Origin of the sequence: Rathayibacter sp. VKM Ac-2801, assembly GCF_009834245.1 — a bacterium.
Classification (GTDB): Bacteria; Actinomycetota; Actinomycetes; order Actinomycetales; family Microbacteriaceae; genus Rathayibacter.
In genome coordinates this window covers 3518483-3542135 of sequence record NZ_CP047183.1, presented here as the reverse complement: position 1 = coordinate 3542135, position 23653 = coordinate 3518483, and the positions used below count along the sequence as shown (strand labels likewise).

The following is a 23653-nucleotide window of genomic DNA, read 5'->3' as shown; positions in this document are numbered from 1 at the left end:
TCATGCCCGACACCCTCGCGATCTCCAGCTACTCCCCGCGCGTCTTCCGCCTCGCCGACCTCCCCTCGAAGGACCGCGGCGCGGGAGCCAGGACCACGCCCCTGGTCACCGCCGCGCGCGGCGGAACCAGCTACCTCAACGGCATCACCCAGTTCCAGCCCGGCGCAGCCATCGGCCATCACACCCACAACGTCGCCGAATCGGTCATCGTCATCCAAGGTCACGCGATCGTCGACATCGACGGGGCCGAGACCCCGCTCTCGACCTTCGACACGACCTTCGTCCCCGCGAACATCCCGCATCACTTCACCAACGCCTCCGACACCGAGCCGATGGCGATCTTCTGGACGTACGGCTCGCTCGACTCCACCCGGACGATGGTCGCCACGGGCGAGCACGGTCGCATCGACGGCGAGCACGCCGGAGCGGTCGACGATGTGCGGATGGTGCGGGAGATCGCCCAGATCGAGGTCCTCCCCGGCCACGACGAAGCGTTCGAGGAAGCCGTCGCCGCCGCCGCCCCGCTCTTCCAGCAGGCCAGAGGCGCCCGCACTCTGCAACTCGAGCGCTCGGACGAATTCCCTCTGCGGTACCGCCTCATCGTGGGATGGGAGACCGTGGAGGACCACATGATCGACTTCCGCGGGTCTGAGCAGTTCCAGGCGTGGCGCGCGCTCATCGGCGAACACCTCGCCGGAGCGCCACAGGTCGAGCACGTGCGCAACGTGCTGACCGCGTTCTGATCCCGGCGGACTCCAGTGACTGCCAGCACTGACGTCCTCCTCGTCGGCCGCCGCTCTCGCATCAGCACGCTGTGCGACGTCGTCCCCGTCGCCGAGAGCGATGACTGGGAGCTCATCACGGCCGGTCGTCGTGTGCAGGTCATGAAGTCCGAACCCTCCGACGCCGCGGTGAGCGCACCAGCAGCTGATCCCGGCTGATCGCAGACAGCTGATCACTGACTGGCCGTGCGCCGGATTCCCGAGGGGTCCGACGAACGTCTGCGCCTCTCCGCTGCTCGTTGCACGGGAGTCCCCGCGGATGCCCGCCCGGCCCGCTCATCCGCCGAGACGCCGTTCCGATCACCGGGACACCGCGGTGACGGCGGTGTCTCGAAAGGGACGGCGGCGTCGCGGCGGAGGGCGGGGCGGGGGCGGCACCGCTGTGGGCGGGCTGTGCACGGGCAGTGCGTGCACTTTCGCGGTGGTGACGGCCGGCTCGCCGAGGCGCCGCTCCGATCGCCGAGACACCGCGGTGAGGGTGGTGTCTCGAGTGGGAAGGCGGTGTCTCGCCGGAGTGCGGAGGTGGCGTCGCGGTGGGTGTGCTCCGTTCGGTGCGGAGGCGCGCTCTGCTCGGAGCGCGGGCATCAGCGCTGGTGCGGGCCGGACCCGCTCGAACGCCGAGGCGCCGCTCGGATCGCCGAGACACCGCGGTACGGGTGATGTCTCGACCGGGAAAGCGGTGTCTCGACGGAGGGCGAGGAGGGAGGGCGGTGCTTCGGAGGGGCGGCGGTGCCTCGGGAGACGGGGCGGCGTCTCGCCAGGGAGCCAGGGAGGCAGCCAGGGAGGGCGCGTCTCGGCGGACGGCGGAGGCGCCCCTACGATGAGCGCGTGACCGCTCTGCTCGGAACGTGGGCGTCCGCGCTGCTGCGGGCCTGGCCCGCCGTGCTCGCCTGGTATCTGGGCGGCACGCTCGTGCGCGAATCCGTGCTCGCGCTGGCCGCCCCGCTCGGGCCCGACGTGCCGCTCGCCGCGTTCCTCCTGCTGCCGCTCGCGGTGCTTGCGCGGCTGGTCTCGTACATCGGGATGTTCCTCGCGGTGCGGCGCTCGATGCCCGCGTTCGCGGCGCTCGCCGGGGAGCGCGTCGATCCGCCACGGGGCCTCGCGGCGGTCGGCGAGTTCACCGGCATCCTGCTCGCGAGCATCATCCCCTTCTTCGCGCTCTACGGCCTGCTCGGCCTGCTGCAGGCCGACTTCGCCTCCTACGCCAACCGCGCGTTCCGCTACTCCTTCGGCGGCGGCGACTTCCTGTCGCCGGGCGACAGCCCGCTCGTGCTGCTGGTGATCGTGCTGGCGTTCGCGGGGCGTCTGGTGCTGAAGCGCTTCGGGGCGCGCCTGCCCCGCTGGGCCGCCCTGGTCGAGATCTACCTGGAGGCGGTCTGGGTCTTCGTCGCGGTGAGCGGAATCAGCGCGATATTCGGCGGGGTCCTCGGCTGGATCCAGGACCGGCGCATCGTGCGCTGGGGGCTCGACCTGCGGCAGGGTCTGCGCGACCTGTGGGATCCGATCCGCGTCGCGATCGACGGGATCGACGGCCTGGTGCCGATCCTCCTGCAGCTGCTCGCGCTGCCGCTGGCATGGCTGCTGATCGCCGGGATCGTCTACAGCCGCGAGCTCGCCTCCGTCGCCGAGGAGCGGATCGTCTCGGCGCGGCTCGAGGCGCGGCTGCGTGCGGGCGTCGGCCGGCTGCCGGCGCGGCTCGCCCGGCAGACGTACCTCGTGACGGACGAGTGGGACGACGTCTACAAGCCGCTCTCGGTCGCGGGCCGGCTCATCGCGCGGACGGACGTCGGCACGCTGGCGGTCTACGCGGCCTCGTACGCGCTGCTCGCCGCGCTCGGGCAGTGGCTGCTCTGGGCGCTGACCCGCGCGATCGGGCCGCACGACGGGGTCTGGTGGGTCGTCGCGTTCCCGGTGGTGTCGCTCCTCGTCTCCGCGCTGGTCGAGACCCTCCGACTCACCCTGCTGGCCGCCGCCTTCGACCGCTCCCTCGACGCGTGGCGCAGGCGCTCGGTCACTCCGGCTCCGGCAGCTCCATCCGCAGGGTCCGAGAGCGCCCCGACGCGCTCTGCAGAGTGACGTCGAGGGCCGCGTCGGCGATGACGTCCACGGGCGCCAGGAAGACGGCCTCGATGCTCGACGGATCCGCGACCGAGACGTCGCAGTCCGGCGAGAACTCGTCGCCGCCGCGGGCGTAGCCGTAGCGGGTGACGTCGTCCTCCGGCAGCCACTCGACCCGTCCGTCGGGGCCGGGTGCGCTCAGGCGGAGGAAGCAGGCTGTCGCCCGCTCACCGCGGGTGGGAGCGATGTCGACCACGACGGCGACGATCGCGGCACCGGCCGGCAGATCGATGCTGCCCGAGCCGGAGGGGAACTCGCCGGCTGCGCGGACGGAGACCTCGAGCCCGCCCTCGCGAGCCGTCGTCCCCGCCGGCACGGACACGGGTTCGGGGTCGTACTGCGCGCGCTCGAGGATCGGCGCGGCGATCATCACGGCGGCGAGGAGGGGCACGGTGACCGCGAGGGCGACGACTCCCGCTCCGGGGCGGCGGATCACGGGGCCGCCTGCACGAGCCGCACCGGACCGACCGCAGCGCTGTCGTCGATCCGCTCGGGGAGGGGGAGGCGGACCACGGCGACGGAGTCGAGGGCGCCCGTGTCCCCGGTCTGCACGACCAGCTCCGCCTCGCCGGACGCGCTGCCGCGGGGGAGCTCGAAGAGGGCGCTCTGCCGGTAGGGCAGGCCCGCCGACGGGGACTGCTGGACGAAGGACGGGAACGGCACGAGAGTCGCGGGGGCGAAGCGGCGGCCGTCGACGCGCAGCTCGCTCTCGTCGAACGCGCAGGAGGAGAGGCGGCAGACGGCGGTCAGATCGACGACGAGCCAGACACCGGGCGAGGTGGTGTCGAGGTCCTCGCGACCCTCGACGGCGAGCTCTCGCGCGAGGACGGCGCCGTGGACGGTGACCGCGACGGTGCGCGACTCCACGCGCTCGCCGACTCCGCCGCTGCGGGCGAGCGGAGTCTGGACGTCGTCGTCGCTCGGGGCCGTCGCGGTGACGATCGCGGCGGCGGTGAGGAGGGCGACGGCTCCGGCCGCGGCGAGACGGCGGGTCACTGCTCGCCGTCCACCACGCCGACGAGCACGGGAGCGGTGCGCGCGCCGTCGATCGGCCCGGTGGTGTCGACGTAGCGCTCGTAGACACCCAGGCGGACGGGATCGCCGGAGGCGGCGTCCGCACCCTCGGCCAGGCGCCAGATGTAGAAGACCTCCACCGGGAGGCCGGGCTGGATCGGAGGGGCGATCGATCCGTCGCGGGCGCTGACGAGGGAGAGGGCGAGTGGCGAGAGGTCGAGGTCGAGCGGGCGGAGCCAGTCCTCGGGGGAGCGCGCCGGCTCGTCGCCGGAGTGCAGGAGGGTCGCGCGGGCCACGACGGCGAGCGTGCCGTCCGGGGTGGGCGCGAGCGGATCGGCGTCCGCGATCTCCACGGACTCGACGGTGACGGAGTACAGCTCGTTCGAGAACGTCTCGCCGAGGCGGAGTACGGGCTGGTCCTCCTCCGGTACGTCGGCGAAGCCGCCGACCGCGGCGACGGCGGCCACGGCGAGGACGACGGCGCCCGCGACGACCGCCGCGCGCCGCCGGCGGGGGCGGGGCGCGGAGGGGGTGCTCTCCTCGTCGAGGACCATGGGGACAGCGTAGGGGCGGAGGCGGCCGGGAGGGACGCCGCTCCGCCCGGCCGTCAGAGCCCGGCCAGCTCGGACCGGAGGGGCGGATCCGCGCCGATGCGGGAGGCGGTGACGCCGGCCGCCCGGGCCGCCCACCGGCCCGCCGCGAGGAGGGCGCCCTCGTCGAGAGCGGTGGTCCGGCTGTCGAGGAGGGCGTCGATCAGCCCGGCCATGGCCGTGTCGCCGGCGCCGATGGTGTCCGCGACGGCGATGCGGGAGGCGGGAACGGAGACCCGGGCCCGACGGGATGCGAGGACCATCCCCTCGCCGCCCCGTGTGACGACCGCCAGCGAAGGGCCGGCAGCGAGGAGGCGGTCCAGGACGGCGTCGACGGAGTCGCCGGGGTGGAGCCACCCGGCGTCCTCGTCGCTCAGCTTCACCACGTCGCAGCGCCGGAGGAGCCGCTCGAGGACGCGGACGACCTCGGCGCGCGGAGGCAGCACCTCGGGCCGGATGTTGGGGTCGAGGCTGACGGAGGTCCCGGAAGGCAGCCGGTCGATCAGGTCCGTGACCGCGTCCGCACCGGGGCGCAGGAAGGCGGCGATCGACCCGGTGTGGAGGTGCGCGGCTCCGCCAGGGTCGATGCGGTCCGGGTCCCAGCTCAGGTCGAACTCGTAGCGGGCCGCTCCGTCGGCGCCGATGACCGCCGCCGCCGTCGACGTGGTGCCGCGCGCGGGCGCCGACACCGCGACTCCGGACTCCTCCAGGTGCGCTCGGGCCCGGCGTCCGCGCTCGTCGTCGCCCAGGGCGGTCGCGAAGCGGACGGAGCGGCCGAGCCGGGAGAGCGCGACGGCGACGGTCGCGGGCGAGCCGCCGACGTGCTCCGACCGGCTCCCGTCCCGCTCGACGACGTCGACGACGGTCTCGCCGACGACGAGGACGCGGGGGCCGGGGCTCGAGCCGGAGCCCGAGCCGCTGCCGGGCCCGCTCACTCCGCCGCCGCGCGGACCTGCAGCGTCGTGAACGGCGCCGACGGGAAGACGAGCTGGGTGAGGGTGCTGAGACCCCCGCCGAGGAACACCTCGACCACCGAGGCGTCGACGACGATGCGGACCGGGATCCGCCCCGACTCGTCGGGCGCGGGCAGCGGAGCCCAGTCGACCGAGGGGAAGGACGCCGCGAAGTCGACCGCGCCGCTGCGCGTGCGGTCGCAGGTCAGCACTCCCTCGTCGCCGTCGACCGTGAGCACCACTTCGTCGTCGGTCGAGCCGGTGAGCAGGCGCAGCTCGGTGCGGTCGCCGGCGAGGCGGGACACGGCGACGTCGAAGACGCGGACGTCGCGGGACGCGGGCCCCGTCGGCAGGACCGCCCGCTGCGCGAGGCGGAGGCGGCCGTCGGCGCCGCGGACGAGGTCGAGCTCGCGCACGAGCGACATCGACGAGCGCCACGGGCCGGTGGGCGTCTCGTTCGCGTAGTCCCAGTTGCTGGCCCACGCGATCGTCAGGCGGCGGCCCTCGGGGGCGTCGTTGAACGAGACGGCCGCGTAGTAGTCGCGGCCGTAGTCGAGCCAGTCGTAGTCGGCGGGGTCCTCGGACGCGCTGATCCGGTCGGCGGTGAACTCGGCTCCGTCGAAGTCGCCGAGGAAGTACTGGCTGCCGGAGCCGCCGGCGATGCCGCCCGGGTTGAGGCTGACGATCATCATCCAGCGGACCTCGTCGGTGCCGCGCACGCGCAGCGGGAAGAGGTCCGGGCACTCCCAGACGCCGCCCGTCGCGTGGGCGGGGCCGAAGTGGGAGCGCCGGGTCCACGCGATCAGGTCGGGCGAGGTGTAGACCGCGACGCGCCGGTCGACCGCCTCGACGGCGACCATCACCCAGTGGCCGTCGTCCCCGCCGAACCAGAAGACCTTCGGATCGCGGAACTCCGCGGAGCCGATGTCGAGGACGGGGTTGCCCGCGTACCGGGTCCAGGTGACGCCGTCGTCGACGCTGTAGGCGAGCGCCTGGGCCTGTGAGGCTCCGGTGCCGTCCGGGAGGGGCTCGCGGGCGGCCGTGTAGACCGCGACGAGGGCAGTCTCCCCGGGGCCGGCGAAGCCCGCCGTGTTGCGGACGTCGGCGACCGCGCTGCCGGAGAAGGCCATCTCGCCGTCGAGGACGGGGATCGCGACGGGCTGCTCGCTCCACGACACCAGATCGGTCGAGGTCGCGTGGCCCCAGGACATGTTGCCCCAGGTGCTGCCGGTCGGGTTGTTCTGGAAGAACAGGTGGTATGTGCCGTTGTGGAAGAGGAGCCCGTTGGGGTCGTTCAGCCAGGTGGATCGGGCGGTGAAGTGGGCGGACGGACGCCAGGCGTCCGTCGTCGTGGTGATGGTCACAAGGGCTCCTGAAGAGAGGGGTTCGGTGCGGCCGGACGAGGGGCGCGGGCGGCTGCCGCCCGCGCCCCCGGGACTACTCGCCGCCGTTCTGGAAGCGGTCGTAGGCCTGCTGGTACGTCGCGGTCACGTCGGAGGCGCCCATCGACTCCAGCTGCGAGACGTAGGAGTCCCACTCGCTGTCGACGGTCCCGTTGACGATCCAGGCGGCGAACTTCTCCTTCACCAGGGTGTTGATGTCGGTCAGCGCGTACGAGACGCGGTCGAGCTCGTCGTTCGAGAGCATCACCGGCGGGTAGGCGTCGTTCGCCTTGTAGGGGAGGTAGTACTCGTTCACCAGGTCCTGGCGCTCCTTCGCGCGGGGCTCGGGGGCCACGACGGTCTCGAAGTCCTTCTCGGTGGTGATCTTCGGGCCGCCCGGGGCGACCTTCTGGCGGCGCTCGCCCTCGGCCTCGCCGGCGGCGGCGGGGATCTGCACGAGGAGGCCGGTGGCCTCGTCCTTCTGGAGGGTCGTGCCGAGGGGTCCCCAGCTGCTCTGGGCGCTCATCTCGGGGTCGAAGAGGCGGTCGGCCCAGCGCATCGTGGCGGCGGGGTACTCGTTGGAGCGGGTGATCGCCATCGCGCCGCGGTTGATCTCCTGGTTGCTGGTGACGCTGGCGCGCTTCTGGCCGTCGACGCCCTCGAGCACGCCGAGGATCGCGTAGTCGCCGAGGCGGTCCTCGCCGATCATCTCCTTCGCCTCCCACCAGAAGAAGGAGCCGAGGACCGGGGTGTCGGCCTTGCCCTTGGAGAGGAAGGCGACGTCGTCCTGCGAGAACGACTCGGGGTCGATGAGCCCGTCGGCGTACCAGTCGGAGAGGGCCTCGACGCCCTGCTTGTAGCCGTCGGTGTCGGCCGTGAACTGCACCTTCCCGTCGACCACGATGCGGTGGTCGTTGTTCTCGGGCTGGCCGCCGAGCGCCGCGATCAGGTCGTGGGGGTTGCCGCAGAACGAGTCGGTGCGGAAGGACAGCGGGATCTCGTCGGCCTTGCCGTTGCCGTTGGGGTCGCCGGTCTTGAAGGCTTCGAGCGCGGCCCGGTACTCGTCGATCGTCGTCGGCATCGGGAGGCCGAGCGCGTCGAGCCAGGCGGTGTTGATGAAGAGGAAGTTCGGGTACTGGAGGATCCCGAGCTCCTCGACGGAGGGCAGCGTGTAGATGTGGCCGTCCGAGGCGGTGAGCGCGGCGCGGATGTCGGGCCGCTCCTCGAGGATCCCGGCGAGGGTCGGCGCGTGCTGCTCGATCAGGTCCTCGAGGGGCAGGAGCGTGCCGTTCTCGCCGTACTGCACGATCTCGGCGTCGGTGAGGCCCGAGTTGAACAGCACGTTCGGCACGTCGTCGCTGGCGAGGAGGAGGTTCTTCTTCTCGGCGTAGACCTGCTCGGGGAGGTTCTTCCAGTCGATCGAGATGTTGGTGTCCGCCTCCCACTGCTGCACGAGCTGCATCGAGGAGTAGTCGGGGGACAGGGCGGACTTGGTGCCGCCGAAGGTCAGCGACAGCGTGTCGTCGACGATCGGCAGGCCGGTCTCGTTGAAGCCGACCTCGCTCGAGCGGTCCTGGACGGGGTCGTTCCCGCCGCCGGTCGTGCAGCCGGCCAGGAGCAGGCCGCCGGAGAGGGCGAGTGCGGTGGTGGTGAAGAAACTGCGGTGTCTCATCGTTCGTGTTCCTCTTGTCGAAAGGGTGGTGCGGGAGGGGTGGAGGGTCAGCTCTTCACGGCGCCGAGAAGGGCGCCCTTGGTGAAGTGCTTCTGCATGAAGGGCAGGACGATCAAGAGGGGGATCGTCGAGACGACGATCATTCCGTACTTGATCAGCTCGCCCAGGCGCTGGGCGGCGGCGTAGGAGTCCATCGCTCCGGAGCCGCCTGCGGAGGTGACCTCGGACTGGATCAGGACGTTGCGGAGCACCAGCTGGAGCGGGTACTTGCTCTCGTCGTCGAGGTAGATCAGGGCGTCGAAGAAGGCGTTCCAGTTGGCTACGAGGTGGATCATGATCATGAGGAAGATCAGCGGCTTCGACAGCGGCAGGACGATGCTGAAGAAGAAGCGGAAGTCGCTCGCGCCGTCCATCTGGGCGGCGTCGCGCAGCTCGCCCGGCACGTTGTTCTCGAAGAAGGCGCGGGCGATGATCAGGTTCCAGACCCCGACCGCACCGGGCAGGACCACGGCCCAGATCGTGTCCAGCATCCCGAGGTCGCGCACCACCAGGTAGCGGGCGATCAGGCCTCCGTCGATGAACATCGTGAGGATGAAGATCAGGAGGAAGACGGTCCGCCCGTAGAGGTCCTTCCTCGACAGGGCGTAGGCCGCGCAGAGGATCGTGCTGACGCTGATCGCCGTGCCGACGACCGTGTACAGGACCGAGTTGCCGAAGCCCTGCCAGATCGCGCCGTCCGAGAAGATCCGCCCGTAGCCCTCGAGGGTGAACCCGGCCGGCCAGAGCCAGACGTTCCCGTTGAGGATCTGCGACGGCTCGCTGAACGAGGCGATCACGATGAAGTACATCGGGTAGACGATCGCGACGATCGCCAGGAGCAGCACGGCGATCGCGACGGTGTTGAACACCGGGTCCGCGTACCGTCCGGTGCGCTTCGCCGGCGCGGTGCGGTGAGGGGGAGGCGGTGCCGACGGCTCGCGGACGGTGCGGTCGGGGTGGATGGTCTGTGTCATGGCGTCGTCACCAGAGGCTCGATTGGCCCGCACGGCGGGCGACCTGGTTGAAGGTCGCCAGCAGGACGAGGTTGATCAGGGAGTTGAAGAGGCCGATGGCGGCCGAGTAGCTGAACTGCGCCTGCTGCAGCCCCGCCTTGTAGACGTAGGTCTGGATCACCTCGGAGGTCGGGAGATTGAGGTCGGTCTGCATGAGCAGGACCTTCTCGAATCCGAGGTTGAAGAGATTGCCGATCGCCAGGATGAACAGGATCGTGATGACCGGCAGGATGCCCGGGATGTCGATGTGGCGGATCCGCTGCCACTTGCTCGCTCCGTCGACGCGGGCGGCCTCGTGCAGAGCCGGGTCGATCGCGGTGAGGGCGGCGAGGTAGACGATCATCGAGAATCCGGCGTTCTGCCAGATGTCCGAGCCGATGTAGAGGGGCCGGAACCAGTCCGGCGAGCCCATGAAGAACACCGGCTCTCCCCCGAGGGCGACGATCGCGCTGTTCACGATCCCCGACCGCGGCGAGAAGAGCAGGTGGATCATGCCCACGACCACGACGACCGAGATGAAGGACGGCGAGTAGAGCACCGTCTGCGTGAACTTCTTGAAGCGCTCGCTCTGCAGCTGGTTGACGATCAGTGCGAGCACGATCGGCACCGGGAAGGCGATGAGCAGCCCCAGAGCGTTCACCGTCAGGGTGTTCTCGATCAGGCGCCCGAACTGGAACGACGAGACGAAACGGGTGAAGTTGTCCAGGCCCACCCACGGGCTGCCCGAGAAGCCGAGCGACGGGTTGTAGTCGCGGAAGGCGATCTGCGCGCCGTACATCGGCCAGTACTTGAACAGCGCCACGAAGACGAGCGCCGGAGTCAGTAGTACGTATAACTGCCAGGAGCGCAGGGCGCGCCTCGCAGCGGAGCCGAGGCGCTGCCTCGGGCTCAGGAGGCGCCGTGGCCGGGGGATCCCGGGGGCGGACTTCATCGTCGTCATGCGCGCACCTCTGCACTCGTCACCGATCCGCGGAGGACCGGTGAGCAATGGATGGGATGGGGTCGGGGCTCCTCGCGCGGTTCCGCGAGGAGGAGGGAGACGGCGTCGCGCGCCATGCGCTCGTGGGGGAGCGCGACGGTCGTGAGGCCGGGGTCGAGGTAGGAGGCGAGGGTCTCCTGGTCGTCGAAGCCGACGATGGAGCAGTCCTCGGGCACGCGGAGCCCGCGCGCCTCGAGCGCCCGGTAGGCGCCCCACGCGGTGCGGTCGTTGCCGCAGAAGATCGCGGTGGGGGGATCCGCCTCGTCGAGAAGCTCCGCGGTGAGCGCGGGGCCGTCCTCGACGGTGCCGCCGGAGCCGTGCCGGACGAGGCGGGGATCCACGGTGAGGCCCGCCTCCTCGAGGGCGCGGCGGTAGCCGGCCCGCCGGCCGACGCCCGCGGGGAGGTCGCTGTCGGCGGGCTGGATGTCGATGTAGGCGATGCGGCGGTGCCCGGCGCCGGTCAGCTGGCGGGTGGCGGTGTACCCGCCCTCCTCCTCGTCCGGGAAGACGCTCGAGAAGCGACCTCCGGCGGACTGCGCGTTCACGACCACGGTGGGAACGTCGCCCAGCGCCTCCGGCACCTCGACGACGCGGTGGTACATCGAGGCGTAGATGACGCCGAGCACGCGGTACGACAGCATCATGTCGATCGCCGACTCCTCGAGGGCGCGCTCGCCGAAGGTGTCGACGCTGAGGATGATGTGGCCGCTCTCCCAGGCCCGCATCTGCGCGCCCTTCAGCAGGCGGCCGGCGAAGGGGGAGCTGGCGACCTCGTCCGAGACGAAGCCGATCATGCCCGACTGCCCGCTGCGGAGGGACTTCGCGAAGGCGTTGGTGCGGTAGCCGAGATCCTCGACCGCCTCCATGACGCGGGCGCGGGTGGCCTCGGTGACGCGGTTGCCGGGAGCGTTGTTGAGCACGAGGGACACGGTCGCCTGGGAGACGCCGGCGCGCTCCGCGACCTGCCTCATCGTCGCCGTCCGGCCGGCCATGACCCACCTCCTCGTGGTCTCGGTTATTCGTATAACTGGAAAGTACACATCCGATCGCGCGGCGTCAACACCGGGTTCCGCGAGCCCTGCCACCGCGGCCGCGAGAACGCAGAAGTTGTCGCACTCGACGCCGAGTGCGACAACTTCTGAAGACTCGCGGCGGGCGGCGAGCGGGGGCCGGCTGGGGCGGGCGCCGTCAGCCGGAGGACTCGCGCGGCACGAAGCGCACGGGCATGGCCTGCACGCCCGCGGTCGGGCGTCCGTGGATCGCGTTCGAGAGCTCCTCCGCGGCGGCGCGGCCGAGCTTGTCGAGCATCATGTCGATGCTCGAGAGCGGGGGGCGGGCGGCCTCGACGAGCAGGTCCCAGTTGTCGAAGCCGACGACGGCCACGTCCTGCGGCACCCGCCGGCCGGTCTCGCGCAGGTGGTCGAGGGTTCCGCGGGCGATCTGGTCGCTCGCGCAGATGATCGCGTCGAGGTCCGGATGCGCGCGCAGCAGCGTCTCGGCGCACTGGCGCCCCCAGCTCTCGGACCACTGCCCGAAGAGGACGCCGCCGCCGACCAGCGGGAGCCCCGCCTCCGTCAGCGCCTGCTGGACGCCCTGGGCGCGGTCGTGCGCGGCGGTGTAGCTCGGCTCGCCGTTGACGAGCGCGATCCTGGTCCGCCCGCGCTCGATCAGGTGGCGGGCGGCGAGGACACCGGCCTGCACGTTGTCGGGCGTGAAGGAGGAGTCGCGCGGATCCTCCGAGGGCGCGTAGGCGTAGACGACCGGCACCGGGATGGTTCGGGTGATCGAGGGACGCGGGTTCGTCGTCCGGCCGAGCACCACGATCCCGTCGACGCGCTTGGCGAGCAGGTTCTTGATGTGGTGCTGCTCGCGGATCGAGTCGCCGCGGGCGTCGCAGAGCAGCACCGACGTGGATCCGGCGCCGAACGCGTCCTCGGCGCCGAGCAGGACGGGGAGCACGAAGCGGTTGTCGAGGTCGTTGGTGAGCATCCCGATGGTGCCCGTGCGCCGGGAGTTGAGGGCCTGCGCGAACGGGTTCGGGGTGAAGGAGAGGGCCTCGGCGGCGTCCAGCACGCGCTGGCGGGTCTCGGCGCGCACCTGGTCGCGGCCGTTGAGCGCTTTGGAGGCGGTGGCGATCGAGACGCCGGCGGCGGCCGCCACATCGGTGAGCGTGATCGTGCCGGTGGGCTTGCGTGGTGGCATCGCTCCTCCGCTCCGGACCCGGCGGGCCGCCGCGTCGATCCTCGCACGACTCCGGCGAAAAACCGAAAAGACCGAAACGACGACATCTCTTGACGGGCTGCCCCGCCCTGCGTAGGTTCACCCGACAGAAAGTAGTTTCGGCCCGGCGCAGACGATCGGGACGACTGCCGAGGAATCCGTCAATGACGAAGGGATCATCCGTGAAGACGAGGAAGCACGCTCGGGGCCTCGCCGCCGCCGTCCTGCTGGGGACGGCCGCCGCCGCACTGACCGGCTGCGCGAGCGGCTCCGGGGGCGACTCCGGCTCCGCCGCGGGAGGCAGCTACACGTTCTGGGACCCGTACCCCCAATTCGACGAGTCGTCCGACTGGGCGAAGCTCATCGACACCTGCGGGACCGAGGCCGGCGTCACCGTCGAGCGCACCGGCTACGACACCACCGACCTGACCAACAAGGCGCTGCTCGCCGGGCAGCAGGGGACCTCGCCCGACCTCCTGCTCGTCGACAACCCCGTGGTCTCGACGCTCGCCGAGTCGGGCATCCTGACCACGACCGCCGAGTCCGGGCTCTCCACCGAGGGCATCGACGCCAACATCCTCGCGGCCGGTCAGACCGGCAGCGACACCTTCGGCGTCCCGATCGGCGCCAACACGCTCGCGCTGTACTACAACAAGGCCGTCCTCGAGAAGGCCGGCGTCGACGCCGCCTCGATCACCGACTGGGCCGGCCTGACCGAGGCGCTCGAGAAGGTCACCGCCTCCGGGGGCAAGGGCATCACGTTCTCCGGCATCGGCACGGAGGAGGGGACCTTCCAGTTCCTGCCGTGGTTCTGGGGCTCCGGCGCCGAGCTGACCGACCTCGACTCGCCCGCCGCGGTCGACGCCGTCTCGCTCTGGAGCGACTGGCTGGAGAAGGGCTACGCGCCCAACTCCGTGATCGGCAACACGCAGACCACCAGCTGGCAGGAGTTCGAGACCGGCGAGTACGCGTTCGGCGAGAACGGCACCTGGCAGCTGGCCAACGCGAAGGCCTCGGGCATCGACTACGGCGTCCTGACCATCCCGTCGAAGGACGGCGGAGCGGCCCCGGCACCGACCGGCGGCGAGTTCCTCACCCTCCCGGTGCAGTCGGACACGGCGCGCTACGAGACCTCGAAGCAGATCGCCGAGTGCCTGACCTCGACGGACAGCCTGGTCACGACCGACGACACGCTCTCGTACATCGCACCGACGGCCGAGGCGCAGCAGGAGCAGGTCGCCGGCAACGCCGAGCTCGAGCCGTGGGTCACCGCCGTGCAGGCCGCGAAGGGCCGCACCTCGGACGACCTCGGCACGAAGTACCCGAAGATCTCGGAGCAGCTGTGGGGCGCGGTGCAGACCGTGCTCAGCGGCTCGCAGTCTCCCGAGGACGCCCTGAAGGCCGCCCAGTCGGCCGCCGAATCCGCCACGAAGTAGGACGACCGGGGGCTCTCGCTCCCCGAACGAGGTCCCCCCGGCCGGTGCTCGGCGCACCGGCCGGGGGGACGGGAGAGACCATGACCACTGCCACCGAGACCGCCCGCCTCCAGCGACGCGGTACCGAGCCGCCGGCCCCGCTCGCACCGGCCGCCGAGACCCGCCGTCGCCGCCGGCGCCCCGACGGCGGCCGCCTCGTCGCCTGGGCGTTCCTCGCTCCGCTCGTCGCGTACCTTCTCGTCTTCTACGCGTTCCCGCTCTACCGCAACCTCGAGCTGAGCCTGAAGGACTACACGGTCCGCTCGTTCGTGCAGGGGAACGCGCCCTTCGTCTGGTTCGACAACTACGTCCAGGTGTTCCAGGACGCGACCTTCGGCCCGGCGCTGCTGCACACGGCGGTGTTCACCGGCGTCTCGCTCCTCTTCCAGTTCACGCTGGGGCTGGCGCTCGCCGTGTTCTTCTACCGCCGCTTCCCGCTCGCCACCACGCTGCGGGCGCTGTTCCTGGTGCCGTGGCTGCTGCCGCTGATCGTGTCGGCGTCGACCTGGTCGTGGATGCTCAACAGCGACTCCGGCATCGTCAACGCGTTCCTGGAGTCGTTCGGGATCGGCCAGATCAACTGGCTCACCTCGCCGACCACCTCCCTGATCGCGGTCCTGATCGCGAACATCTGGATCGGCATCCCGTTCAACCTGGTCATCCTCTACTCCGGCCTGCAGAACATCTCGCAGGACCTCTACGAGGCGGCCTCGCTCGACGGCGCGACCGGCGCCCAGCAGTTCTGGCGGATCACGCTGCCGCTCCTGCGCCCGGTGTCGGCGATCACGATCCTGCTCGGCCTCGTCTACACGCTGAAGGTGTTCGACATCATCTGGATCATGACGAAGGGCGGCCCCGCCGACTCCTCGACCACGCTTGCCACCTGGACGTACCAGCTCGGCTTCGGCTCGATGCTGCCCGACTTCGGACCGGCCGCGGCCGTCGGCAACCTGCTGATCATCCTGGCCCTCGTCTTCGGCCTCGTGTACATCCGCGTCCAGCGGAAGCAGGCCGACTCGTGACCGCGCGCCGCCCCTGGTACCTGACGGTGGTCGGGATCGCCCTCACGGCGATCATGCTGTTCCCCGTCTACTGGATGATCACCGTCTCCCTCACTCCGACCGGCTCGATGCGGAAGGATCCGCCGGACTGGTTTCCGCTCTCGCCCACGTTCACCGGCTACCAGGCGGTGCTGAGCGAGCAGCTGCCCTACCTCGGCACGAGCCTCGTCGTCGGCCTCGGCACGGTGCTGCTGACCGTGGCGATCGCCGCTCCCGCCGCCTACTCGCTGGCGAAGCTGCGGCCCCGTGGCGGGCAGGCGCTGTCGTTCGTGCTGCTGATCGCGCAGATGATCCCGGCGATCATCATGGCGATGGGCTTCTACGCCATCTACCTCAACCTGGGGATGCTCAACTCGATCCCGGGCCTGATCGTGGCCGACTCCACCATCGCGGTGCCGTTCGGCGTGCTGATCTTCACGGCCTTCATGTCGGGGATCCCCGACGAGCTCACCCAGGCGGCGCGGATGGACGGAGCGAGCGCCTGGCGCACCTTCACCTCGGTGATCATGCCGATCAGCCGCAACTCCGTCGTCACCGTCTCGCTGTTCGCGTTCCTCTGGGCCTGGTCGGACTTCATCTTCGCCTCGACGCTCGACAGCGGCGGAAAGCTCCAGCCGATCACGCTCGGCATCTACAAGTACATCGGCAACAACAACCAGGAGTGGAACTCGATCATGGCGACCGCCGTGGTCGCCTCGCTCCCGGCCGCCGTCCTCCTCGTCGTCGCTCAGCGGTACGTCTCGGCGGGAGTCACCGCCGGCGCCGTCAAGGACTGACCCGTCCCTCCAAGGAGACACCGTGACCCTCACCGCCCCCACCGCCACCGCCCTCGGCGGACCGGTCGCCCCCTCGCGGAGCGTGCTCCGGCCGCTCCGCCAGGACGAGATCCGCCTCACCGGCGGCTTCTGGAAGCACTACCAGGACCTCAACGCCACCGCGGTGATCGAGCACTGCCGCTCGTGGATCGAGCGCGTCGGCTGGGCCGGCAACTTCGACCGCGCGGCCGACGGCTCGATCTCGTCCGAGGAGGGCGGCGACGCGCACGCGGGCATCGAGTTCGTCGACTCCGAGGTCTACAAGCTCCTCGAGGCCATGGCGTGGGAGCTCGGCCGGAGCGGCGACGCCGGCCTGCAGGAGCGGTACGACGACCTCGTCGCGCGGGTCGCCTCCGCCCAGGACCCGGACGGGTACCTGCACACGAGCTTCGGCCGACCCGGCCAGCGCGCACGCTACTCCGACTTGGAGTGGGGCCACGAGCTGTACAGCTTCGGGCACCTGATCCAGGCCGCCGTGGCGCGGCTGCGGACCGGGCACGACGACCTCCTGCCGCAGGTCGCCCGGCGCCTCGCCGACCACGTGCACCGCGAGTTCGGCCCCGAGGGGAGGGTCGCCGTGTGCGGCCACCCCGAGATCGAGCCGGCGCTCGCCGAGCTGGCGCGGGCGACGGGGGAGGAGCGGTACCTCGAGCTGGCCCGCCTGTTCGTGGAGCGGCGCGGGACGGGGACGCTGAAGCCGATCGCGTTCGGCGCCGAGTACTTCCAGGACGACGTGCCCGTGCGCGACGCGGAGGTGCTGCGCGGCCACGCGGTGCGGGCGCTCTACCTCGCCTCCGGAGCCCTCGACGTGGCGGTCGAGACCGGCGACGCCGAGCTGGAGGAGGCGGTGCGCCGCCAGTGGGAGGCGACCGTCGAGCGGCGCACCTACGTCACCGGAGGGATGGGCTCGCACCACCAGGACGAGGCGTTCGGCGCCGACTACGAGCTGCCCCCGGACCGCGCCTACGCCGAGACCTGCGCGGCGATCGGCTCCACGATGCTCAGCTGGCGGCTCCTGCTCGGCTCGAACGAGCCCCGCTACGCGGACCTGATGGAGCGGACGCTGCTGAACGCGGTGCTCCCCGCGACCCGCGAGGACGGCCGCGCCTTCTTCTACACGAACACGCTGCAGCAGCGCGTCGACGGAGTGGCACCGGACGAGTCGCGCGAGACCGACCGCGCGCAGTCCAGCCTCCGTGCCCCCTGGTTCTGGGTCTCGTGCTGCCCGACCAACACCGCCCGCACCCTCGCGAGCGTCGAGCTCGGCTTCGCGACCGCCACCGACGAGGGCGTGCAGCTGCACCAGTACGGCGCGTACGAGGTGCGCGCTGACGGCGTCGCGCTGCGCGTCGAGACGGAGTACCCGGCCGACGGCGAGATCGTCGTGCGGATCCTCGAGGACGCGGAGTTCGCGCTGACGCTGCGGGTCCCGCCGTTCGCGCGCGGCTCGGCGCTGCTCGACGGCGAGCCGGTCTCGACGCCGACCGTCACCGTCCGCCGGGCGTTCTCCGCCGGCGACACCGTGCGGCTCTCGCTGCCGATGACGGCCCGCTTCGTCGCTCCGCACCCCCGGATCGACGCGGTGCGCGGCCAGGTCGCCCTCGAGCGGGGGCCGTTCGTGCTCGCGATCGAGTCGCTCGACCTGCCCGAGGGTCTGGACACCGAGCACATCGCGGTCGACGCCTCGGTGCCGCCCGTCGTGACCGCGGAGGGAGCGCGCGTGGCCCTCGTGGCGCGCGAGGCGGCTCCCGGCTGGCCCTACGGCTCCGTGCCGGTGGAGGAGGGGCGCCGCTTCGAGGCGGAGTTCCGGCCGTACCACCGGTGGGCGAACCGCGGACCGTCGACGATGCGGATCTGGACGCCGACGGCCTGACGCGGCGGCGTTCGCGAGAACGCGGAAGTCGTCGCACTCGCGCTCGAGTGCGACGACTTCTGCGTTCTGGGCGCTGGTGGCGCCTGCGCTCAGATCCAGCCGCGCTCGCGGGCCTCGATGACCGCGCGCTGGCGGGTGTCGACGTCGAGCTTGCGGAGGATCGACGAGACGTGGTTGCGGACGGTGCCGGAGGAGAGGTGCAATGCCGCGCCGATCTCGCCGATCGTCTCGCCGCGGGAGCCGGCGCTGAGCACGTCGAGCTCGCGGTCGGTCAGCGGGCTGCGCGTGCTCGCCAGGGCGTCGGCGGCGATCTCCGGATCGACGTAGCGGCGTCCGCTCGCGACCTGGCGGATCACCTCGGCGACGTCCTCGACGCGGCGCGACTTCGGCAGGAAGCCGCTGACGCCGGCTCCGAGCGCTCGCCGCAGGACCCCCGGCCGCGCGTGCCGCGTGACGACCACGACCCGCGTCGCCGAGACCCGGCGCAGCCGCTCCGCCGCCTCGATCCCGTCGAGCCCGGGCATCTCGACGTCGAACAGGCACACGTCGGGCTGCAGGCGCAGCGCCTCCGCGACCGCCTGCTCGCCGTCGCGGCACTCGCCCACGATCTCGAGGTCCTCCTCGAGGCGGAGGAGCGCGGCCAGCGCCGTGCGGATCATGTCCTCGTCGTCGGCGATCAGCACCCGGATCACGAGTCGCTCCCGACCGGCAGGCGCGCGTCCAGCTCGAAGGAGCGGCGGACCGCCCCGGCGCGCAGCGTCCCGCCCGCGCGCTCGACCCGCTCCGCCATGCCGAGGACGCCCGTGCCGGTCCCGTCCGCGTCCTTCGCGTCCGGGGCCAGGTCGTTCACCGCCTCGAACCGCCACTCGTCGAGCTCCCGCGCGAGCCGCAGCCGCGCGCTGAAGCCGCCGCCGTGCTTGAGGATGTTCGTCGTCGTCTCGCGGACCACCGGCCCGAGCGTCTCGGCGGGCGCGTAGGCCGCCGCCGGGTCGACCTCGAGCTCGACGCGGAGCCCCGCCGAGCGGAGCAGGTCGGCGGCGTTGGCGAGCTCGTCGACGAGCGGGACGCTGCGGAAGCGCGTCGCCAGCTCGCGGGTGCCGGTGCGGGCGCCGTCGACCGAGCGCTGGGCGGCGCGCAGCTGCTCGAGCGCGGCCTCCGGATCGCTGCCGAGGAGGCGCTCGGCGAGCTCGAGCTGCAGCGCGATCACCTGGAGGTGGTGGCCCTGGAGGTCGTGCACGTCGCCGGCGAGCAGCAGGCGCTCCTGCGCAGCGGCGAGCCGGCCCTCCGCGGCGCGGGCCCGGTCGAGCTCGCGGACGATGTCCCACCACCACAGGGCGCTGACCACCGTGACGGGCAGCAGAGTCGCGAACAGCAGGAGAGTGGTGAGCGCGGCGGACGAGTCGGGCGCCGCGCGCGTCCGCTCGAGCACCGCCGCGACCACGAGGACGATCGTGCAGAGCGCCATCACCCGGAGCCGCACCCCGTTCTGCCAGGGCAGCACGGCGATGAGGGTCGCGGCGAGCGAGAGCCCGAGCGTGAGGCTCCCGGCGGCCGTGCCGGTGAGCGCGGCGGCCGCGACTCCGAGGCAGAAGACCAGGGTCGGCGCGGCCCGGAGGCGCACCGGGCTCTCGCGGTCGGCGCGCCGGTAGGCGAGGGCGGTCGGCGAGAACACCGCGACCCAGGCGGCGGCGCCCAGGAGGTAGGCGCCCTTCCGCCACTCCGCCGCCTCGGCGCTCAGCACCGCCACGGACCAGAGCGCCAGCACGACCACCACGAAGGAGGCGGCCGAGGCGAGCGTGTACCACCAGGTCACGGCGACGCCGCGGCCCGCGCGCACCGGCGGATCCGCCTCGATCGTGTTCACCATGCGGCCCAGGCTACGACCATGACACTTGTCACCCCTCGGACCGTCGATCCTCCCGGGACGCGGTGATCCGACGGCACTGCCGCGGCGGTCGCGGACGCGGTCGGATGGAGACGTCCCGAGATCCGGGGCCTCGCACCGGAAGGCAGAACCATGACGATCATCAGCGACGCGGTCCTCGGATTCCAGGACCTGATCGGCCGCGTGCCCGAGCTCGTGCAGCCCCTCGTCGTCGCCGCGGCCGGGGCCGTCCCCTTCATCGAGGGCGAGGGAGCGGCGACCATCGGGATCATCGGCGGCATCCAACCGGTCGTCGCCGGGCTCGCCGGGGCGATCGGCAACTTCGTCTGCGTGGCGCTTCTCGTGCTGCTGGGCACCGGCGTCCGCTCCGCGATCACGGGCCGCTCGGAGGCGAAGCGGACGACCCCGCGGCGCGAGAAGTTCCAGCGGGCCTTCACCCGCTACGGCGTCCCGGGCGTGAGTCTGCTGGGGCCGCTGCTGCTCCCGACGCACTTCACCGCGGTGATGCTGGCGGGCGCGGGAGTCGGCCGCGGGCGGATCCTGATCTGGCAGGGCGTCGCTATCGCGCTGTGGACCACGGTGCTGACGGTGATCGTGGGGCTCGCGGTGGGAGGTGCCGGGCTCGAGCGGTGACGCGTGCCCCGCACGCGAGGCGGCCGGACGCACCCGGGAGGGCGGTGTCCGGCCGCTCGGTCCGCTCCGCGCGGAGCCGGCCGTCCGCAACCGAGGGTCAGAGCGTCCGCCGGTGCTCGTCCGTCGCGCGCCGGTGCTCACCCATCGAGAACGGAGGAGTTGTCGCACTCGAGCGCGAATGCGACAACTCCTGCGGTGTGGCGGACGCGATCAGGCGGCGACGCGCGCGTTCGACTGCGCCAGGAGCGCGACCGAGCGCAGGCGCGCCTCCGTCTGCAGCGACGCGTGGGCGACGATGACCTCGTCGGCGTCGGCGGAGCGGGCGAAGTCGGCGGCGTAGTCGGCCACCTGGTCGCCGGTGCCGACACCGGTGTAGGTGGTCATGCTCGCGACGTGGGCGCCGATCGGGGCGCTGAGCAGGGCGTCGAGCTCCTCGTCGTCGAAGGTCTGGCCGACGGGGATCTGCCCGCTCTGGCGCAGCAGCATCATCAGGCGGGCGCGCTTCATCTGCGCGAACTGCTCCTGCGCGTCCTCCTCGGTGTCGGAGGCGATGGCGTTCATCCCGGCGATCACGTAGGGGGCGTCGAGCTGCTCGGAGGGGCGGAAGCCGCGGCGGTACTCGGCGACGGCCTGGTGCAGCGCGTCCGGAGCGAAGTGCGAGGCGAACGCGTACGGCAGGCCCAGCGCGGCGGCGAGCTGCGCGCCGAAGAGCGAGGAGCCGAGGATGTAGAGGGGGACGCGGGTGCCGGCGCCGGGCGTCGCGCTCACGCCGGGGATGCGGGACTCGCCGGCGAGGAAGGCCTGCAGCTCCAGCACGTCCTGCGGGAAGCGCTCGGAGGAGTCCGGGTCGCGGCGGAGCGCGCGGAAGGTGGCCTGGTCGCTGCCGGGGGCGCGGCCGAGCCCGAGGTCGATCCGGCCGGGGTGCAGCGTCTCGAGGGTGCCGAACTGCTCGGCGATCGTGAGCGGGGAGTGGTTCGGCAGCATGACGCCGCCGGAGCCGAGGCGGATCGTGGACGTCTGCGAGGCGACGTGGGCGATGAGCACCGAGGTCGCGCTGGACGCGATGCTCGCCATGTTGTGGTGCTCGGCGTACCAGACGCGGCGGTAGCCGTTCCGCTCGGCCTCCTGGGCCAGGGCGACGGAGGCGGCGAAGCTGTCGCGAGCGGTCTCACCGGGGGCGATGGGGGCGAGGTCGAGGATGGAGAGGGGAACGCTCATGGTGAGGGCAACGCCCGCGACGGCTCCGGTGTTCCCGTCGCGGGTGCCTTCCTCACGCCTCGGGGATGTCGCGGCCGTACGCCTCCAGCGTCACGGCCTCGGGCTCCGGTCCGCCTCGCACGCCGGCCTCGAGGGCGTCGATGCGGGCGAGCTCCGAGCCGGAGAGCGCGAAGTCGAACACGTCGATGTTCTCGGCGATGCGCTCGGGGCGGGTCGACTTCGGGATGACCTGGCGGCCCTCCTGCAGGTGCCAGCGCAGCATCACCTGCGCGGCCGTCTTCCCGTACTTGGCGCCGAGCTCGAGGAGCACCGGGTCGTCGAAGCTGCGGCGCGGGGAGTCGCGGTAGGCGGTGATGCCGCCGATCGGCGACCAGGCCTGGGTGAGGATGTCGTTCTCACAGCCGAAGCGCTCGACCCGCCGCTGCTGGAAGTACGGGTGCACCTCGAGCTGGTTCACCGCCGGGACGACGTCGGTCTCGGCGAGGAGGCGGGTGAGGTGCTCGACCATGAAGTTGCTCACGCCGATCGCCCGCACCCTCCCGTCGGCGAGCAGCCGCTCGAGTGCCCGGTAGGCGTCGAGAGTGCGGTCGAAGGCCTCGGGCAGCGCCTGGTGGAGGATCAGCAGGTCGATCCGCTCGACGCCGAGCTTGCCCGCGCTCTTGTCGAAGGCGTGCAGCGTCTCGTCGTAGCCGTAGTCGCTGATCCACACCTTCGTCTCGAGGAAGACGTCGTCGCGGCCGGCGATCGCCTCGCCCACCTCGCGCTCGTTGCCGTAGGCGGCCGCCGTGTCGATGTGCCGGTACCCCGCGTCGAGCGCGGCGGCGACGGCGGCGCGGGTCTCGTCGGGCGGGGTCTGGAAGACGCCGAGTCCGAGGGCGGGGATCTCGACACCGTTGTGGAGAGTGAACGTGTTCATGGGCCCACGCTACGTCCGCAGACGCCGAGTCGCCCGAGAAGCCGTGCGCGACTCCTCAGGCGACCCCGTCGCTCCGGCCCTGCTCAGCCGTCGATCGGCAGCAGGATCCCCTTCACCGTCTCGTCCGTGGCGAGGAACTCCTGCACGGCCGGGTCCTGGAAGGCCTGGACGAGCTTCTTCACGTTCTCGGTGTCGCGGTACTTCGAGCCGATGGTGAGCTGCCCGGCGAAGTCGTCGGGGGCCTGCGGCGCGAAGATCTGCTGCTCGATCGGGATGCCGGCGGCGAGGTAGTACTCGGTGTAGCCGACTGCAGCGTCGAGGTCCGGCAGCGCGCGCGACTGGGCGGCGAAGTCGAGCAGGGTGAACTGCAGGTTCTTCGGGTTCTCGGCGATGTCGTCCTGGGTCGCGGTGCCCGGCTCCGTGCCCGGCTTCAGCGTGATCAGGCCGGCGTTCTGCAGCAGCCAGAGGCCCTGCGCCTCGTTGGCGGGGTCGGAGTAGAGCGAGACCGTGCCGCCGTCGGGGATCTGGGAGACGTCGGAGTACTTGTCGCTCCAGAGCCCGAAGCCCCAGCGGAAGACGGGAGTGGCCGCCTCCTCCTCGAAGTCCGGATTGGCCTCGAGCACCTGCCCCAGCCAGAGCTTGTGCTGGTACACCGTGGCCGCGACCTCGCCCTCGCTCACCGCGCGGTTGATGGTGTTGCTGTCCGAGAGCCCCTTGAACGCGACGGTGATGCCGTACTGCGGCGCGACCTCCTTCGCGACGAAGTCGACCAGGGCCTGCTCGGAGGCGTTGCCCTCGGCGGTCGCGACGTAGAGCGTCGCCCCCTCCTGCTCGTTGGCCGACACGGCGGGGGAGAGGAGCGGGACGGCGATCGCGGAGGCGACGCCGACCACGACGACGGCCGCTCCGGCGATCCAGGGCCAGCGGCGCTTCTTCTTCAGATCGAATCCGAGGTCGTCGGGAGTGGACATGGCGGTGCCTTTCGAAGAGGGGTGCGCGGGCGCGCGGGAGGAAC

23 protein-coding genes are annotated in these 23653 nt (G+C 71.8%); 8 read left to right on the top strand and 15 right to left on the bottom strand.

The genetic code is table 11. The features are described 5' to 3' along the window. Positions 1-2: 2 nt before the first annotated feature. The 3 genes from GSU45_RS17345 (at position 3) to GSU45_RS16535 (ending at position 2858) form a co-directional block, all read left to right on the top strand. Positions 3-743 (top strand): cupin domain-containing protein, encoded by a 741-nt coding sequence (locus tag GSU45_RS17345; RefSeq protein WP_159916641.1) that lies wholly within the window; start codon positions 3-5, stop codon positions 741-743. Between the two features lie 15 nt (positions 744-758). Continuing rightward, positions 759-941, top strand: a complete 183-nt coding sequence (locus tag GSU45_RS16540) for a malate:quinone oxidoreductase (RefSeq protein WP_159916638.1) — start codon at positions 759-761, stop codon at positions 939-941. A 669-nt stretch (positions 942-1610) separates the two neighbouring features. Next, complete coding sequence (locus GSU45_RS16535; protein WP_159916635.1) at positions 1611-2858, top strand: hypothetical protein; 1248 nt, start codon at positions 1611-1613, stop codon at positions 2856-2858. On the opposite strand, the gene GSU45_RS16530 is transcribed toward GSU45_RS16535, so the two are convergent. The 10 genes from GSU45_RS16530 to GSU45_RS16485 form a co-directional block, all read right to left on the bottom strand. Beyond that, complete coding sequence (locus tag GSU45_RS16530) at positions 2794-3336, bottom strand: hypothetical protein (RefSeq protein ID WP_159916632.1); 543 nt, start codon at positions 3334-3336, stop codon at positions 2794-2796. The genes GSU45_RS16535 and GSU45_RS16530 overlap by 65 nt on opposite strands. Further along, positions 3333-3896: a hypothetical protein gene (locus GSU45_RS16525; RefSeq protein ID WP_159916629.1), complete on the bottom strand. Its 564-nt coding sequence runs from the start codon at positions 3894-3896 to the stop codon at positions 3333-3335. The genes GSU45_RS16530 and GSU45_RS16525 overlap by 4 nt, the downstream gene beginning before the upstream one ends. After that, a complete protein-coding gene (locus tag GSU45_RS16520; RefSeq protein ID WP_159916626.1) occupies positions 3893-4468 on the bottom strand; it encodes a hypothetical protein in 576 nt (191 codons plus the stop codon). Before GSU45_RS16520 ends, GSU45_RS16525 begins: the two co-directional genes overlap by 4 nt. Before the next feature lie 53 nt (positions 4469-4521). Beyond that, complete coding sequence (locus GSU45_RS16515; protein WP_159916624.1) at positions 4522-5439, bottom strand: PfkB family carbohydrate kinase; 918 nt, start codon at positions 5437-5439, stop codon at positions 4522-4524. Beyond that, positions 5436-6821, bottom strand: a complete 1386-nt coding sequence (locus tag GSU45_RS16510) for a glycoside hydrolase family 32 protein (protein WP_159916622.1) — start codon at positions 6819-6821, stop codon at positions 5436-5438. The genes GSU45_RS16515 and GSU45_RS16510 overlap by 4 nt, the downstream gene beginning before the upstream one ends. Before the next feature lie 73 nt (positions 6822-6894). Beyond that, positions 6895-8511: an ABC transporter substrate-binding protein gene (locus GSU45_RS16505; RefSeq protein WP_159916620.1), complete on the bottom strand. Its 1617-nt coding sequence runs from the start codon at positions 8509-8511 to the stop codon at positions 6895-6897. Between the two features lie 47 nt (positions 8512-8558). Continuing rightward, positions 8559-9524 carry a carbohydrate ABC transporter permease gene (locus GSU45_RS16500; protein WP_159916617.1) on the bottom strand — a complete coding sequence of 322 codons (966 nt, stop codon included), beginning with the start codon at positions 9522-9524 and terminating at the stop codon, positions 8559-8561. 7 nt (positions 9525-9531) lie between these two features. After that, positions 9532-10365, bottom strand: a complete 834-nt coding sequence (locus GSU45_RS16495; RefSeq protein WP_244230552.1) for an ABC transporter permease subunit — start codon at positions 10363-10365, stop codon at positions 9532-9534. Positions 10366-10499: 134 nt separating this feature from the next. Continuing rightward, on the bottom strand, positions 10500-11534 hold the full coding sequence (locus GSU45_RS16490; protein ID WP_159916614.1) for a LacI family DNA-binding transcriptional regulator: 1035 nt from the start codon (positions 11532-11534) through the stop codon (positions 10500-10502). A 196-nt stretch (positions 11535-11730) separates the two neighbouring features. Continuing rightward, positions 11731-12744, bottom strand: coding sequence for a LacI family DNA-binding transcriptional regulator (locus tag GSU45_RS16485; protein WP_159916611.1), 1014 nt, complete (start codon positions 12742-12744; stop codon positions 11731-11733). A gap of 182 nt (positions 12745-12926) precedes the next feature. On the opposite strand from GSU45_RS16485, the gene GSU45_RS16480 reads away from it, so the two are divergent. From GSU45_RS16480 to GSU45_RS16465, 4 genes are all read left to right on the top strand, one after another. Then, positions 12927-14198: an extracellular solute-binding protein gene (locus GSU45_RS16480; protein WP_159916608.1), complete on the top strand. Its 1272-nt coding sequence runs from the start codon at positions 12927-12929 to the stop codon at positions 14196-14198. An 80-nt stretch (positions 14199-14278) separates the two neighbouring features. Next, a complete protein-coding gene (locus GSU45_RS16475; protein ID WP_159916606.1) occupies positions 14279-15259 on the top strand; it encodes a sugar ABC transporter permease in 981 nt (326 codons plus the stop codon). Further along, positions 15256-16074, top strand: coding sequence for a carbohydrate ABC transporter permease (locus tag GSU45_RS16470; RefSeq protein ID WP_159916604.1), 819 nt, complete (start codon positions 15256-15258; stop codon positions 16072-16074). The genes GSU45_RS16475 and GSU45_RS16470 overlap by 4 nt, the downstream gene beginning before the upstream one ends. 22 nt (positions 16075-16096) lie before the next feature. Next, a complete protein-coding gene (locus GSU45_RS16465; RefSeq protein ID WP_159916602.1) occupies positions 16097-17986 on the top strand; it encodes a beta-L-arabinofuranosidase domain-containing protein in 1890 nt (629 codons plus the stop codon). An 89-nt stretch (positions 17987-18075) separates the two neighbouring features. Here GSU45_RS16465 and GSU45_RS16460 read toward each other — a convergent pair whose 3' ends face one another. Continuing rightward, positions 18076-18678: a response regulator transcription factor gene (locus GSU45_RS16460; protein WP_104222701.1), complete on the bottom strand. Its 603-nt coding sequence runs from the start codon at positions 18676-18678 to the stop codon at positions 18076-18078. Next, a complete protein-coding gene (locus GSU45_RS16455) occupies positions 18675-19853 on the bottom strand; it encodes a histidine kinase (RefSeq protein WP_159916600.1) in 1179 nt (392 codons plus the stop codon). The genes GSU45_RS16460 and GSU45_RS16455 overlap by 4 nt, the downstream gene beginning before the upstream one ends. Before the next feature lie 150 nt (positions 19854-20003). Here GSU45_RS16455 and GSU45_RS16450 point away from each other — a divergent pair, with 150 nt between their 5' ends. After that, positions 20004-20504, top strand: coding sequence for a small multidrug efflux protein (locus tag GSU45_RS16450; protein ID WP_159916598.1), 501 nt, complete (start codon positions 20004-20006; stop codon positions 20502-20504). 210 nt (positions 20505-20714) lie between these two features. Here GSU45_RS16450 and GSU45_RS16445 read toward each other — a convergent pair whose 3' ends face one another. The 3 genes from GSU45_RS16445 to GSU45_RS16435 all read right to left on the bottom strand — a co-directional run bounded on the left by GSU45_RS16445 (position 20715) and on the right by GSU45_RS16435 (position 23609). After that, positions 20715-21722, bottom strand: a complete 1008-nt coding sequence (locus tag GSU45_RS16445; RefSeq protein WP_104222705.1) for an LLM class flavin-dependent oxidoreductase — start codon at positions 21720-21722, stop codon at positions 20715-20717. A gap of 52 nt (positions 21723-21774) precedes the next feature. Continuing rightward, entirely contained in the window at positions 21775-22638 is an 864-nt protein-coding gene (locus GSU45_RS16440; RefSeq protein ID WP_104222706.1) for an aldo/keto reductase, read from the bottom strand. 83 nt (positions 22639-22721) lie between these two features. Continuing rightward, positions 22722-23609, bottom strand: coding sequence for a MetQ/NlpA family ABC transporter substrate-binding protein (locus GSU45_RS16435; protein ID WP_159916596.1), 888 nt, complete (start codon positions 23607-23609; stop codon positions 22722-22724). Positions 23610-23653 lie beyond the last annotated feature (44 nt).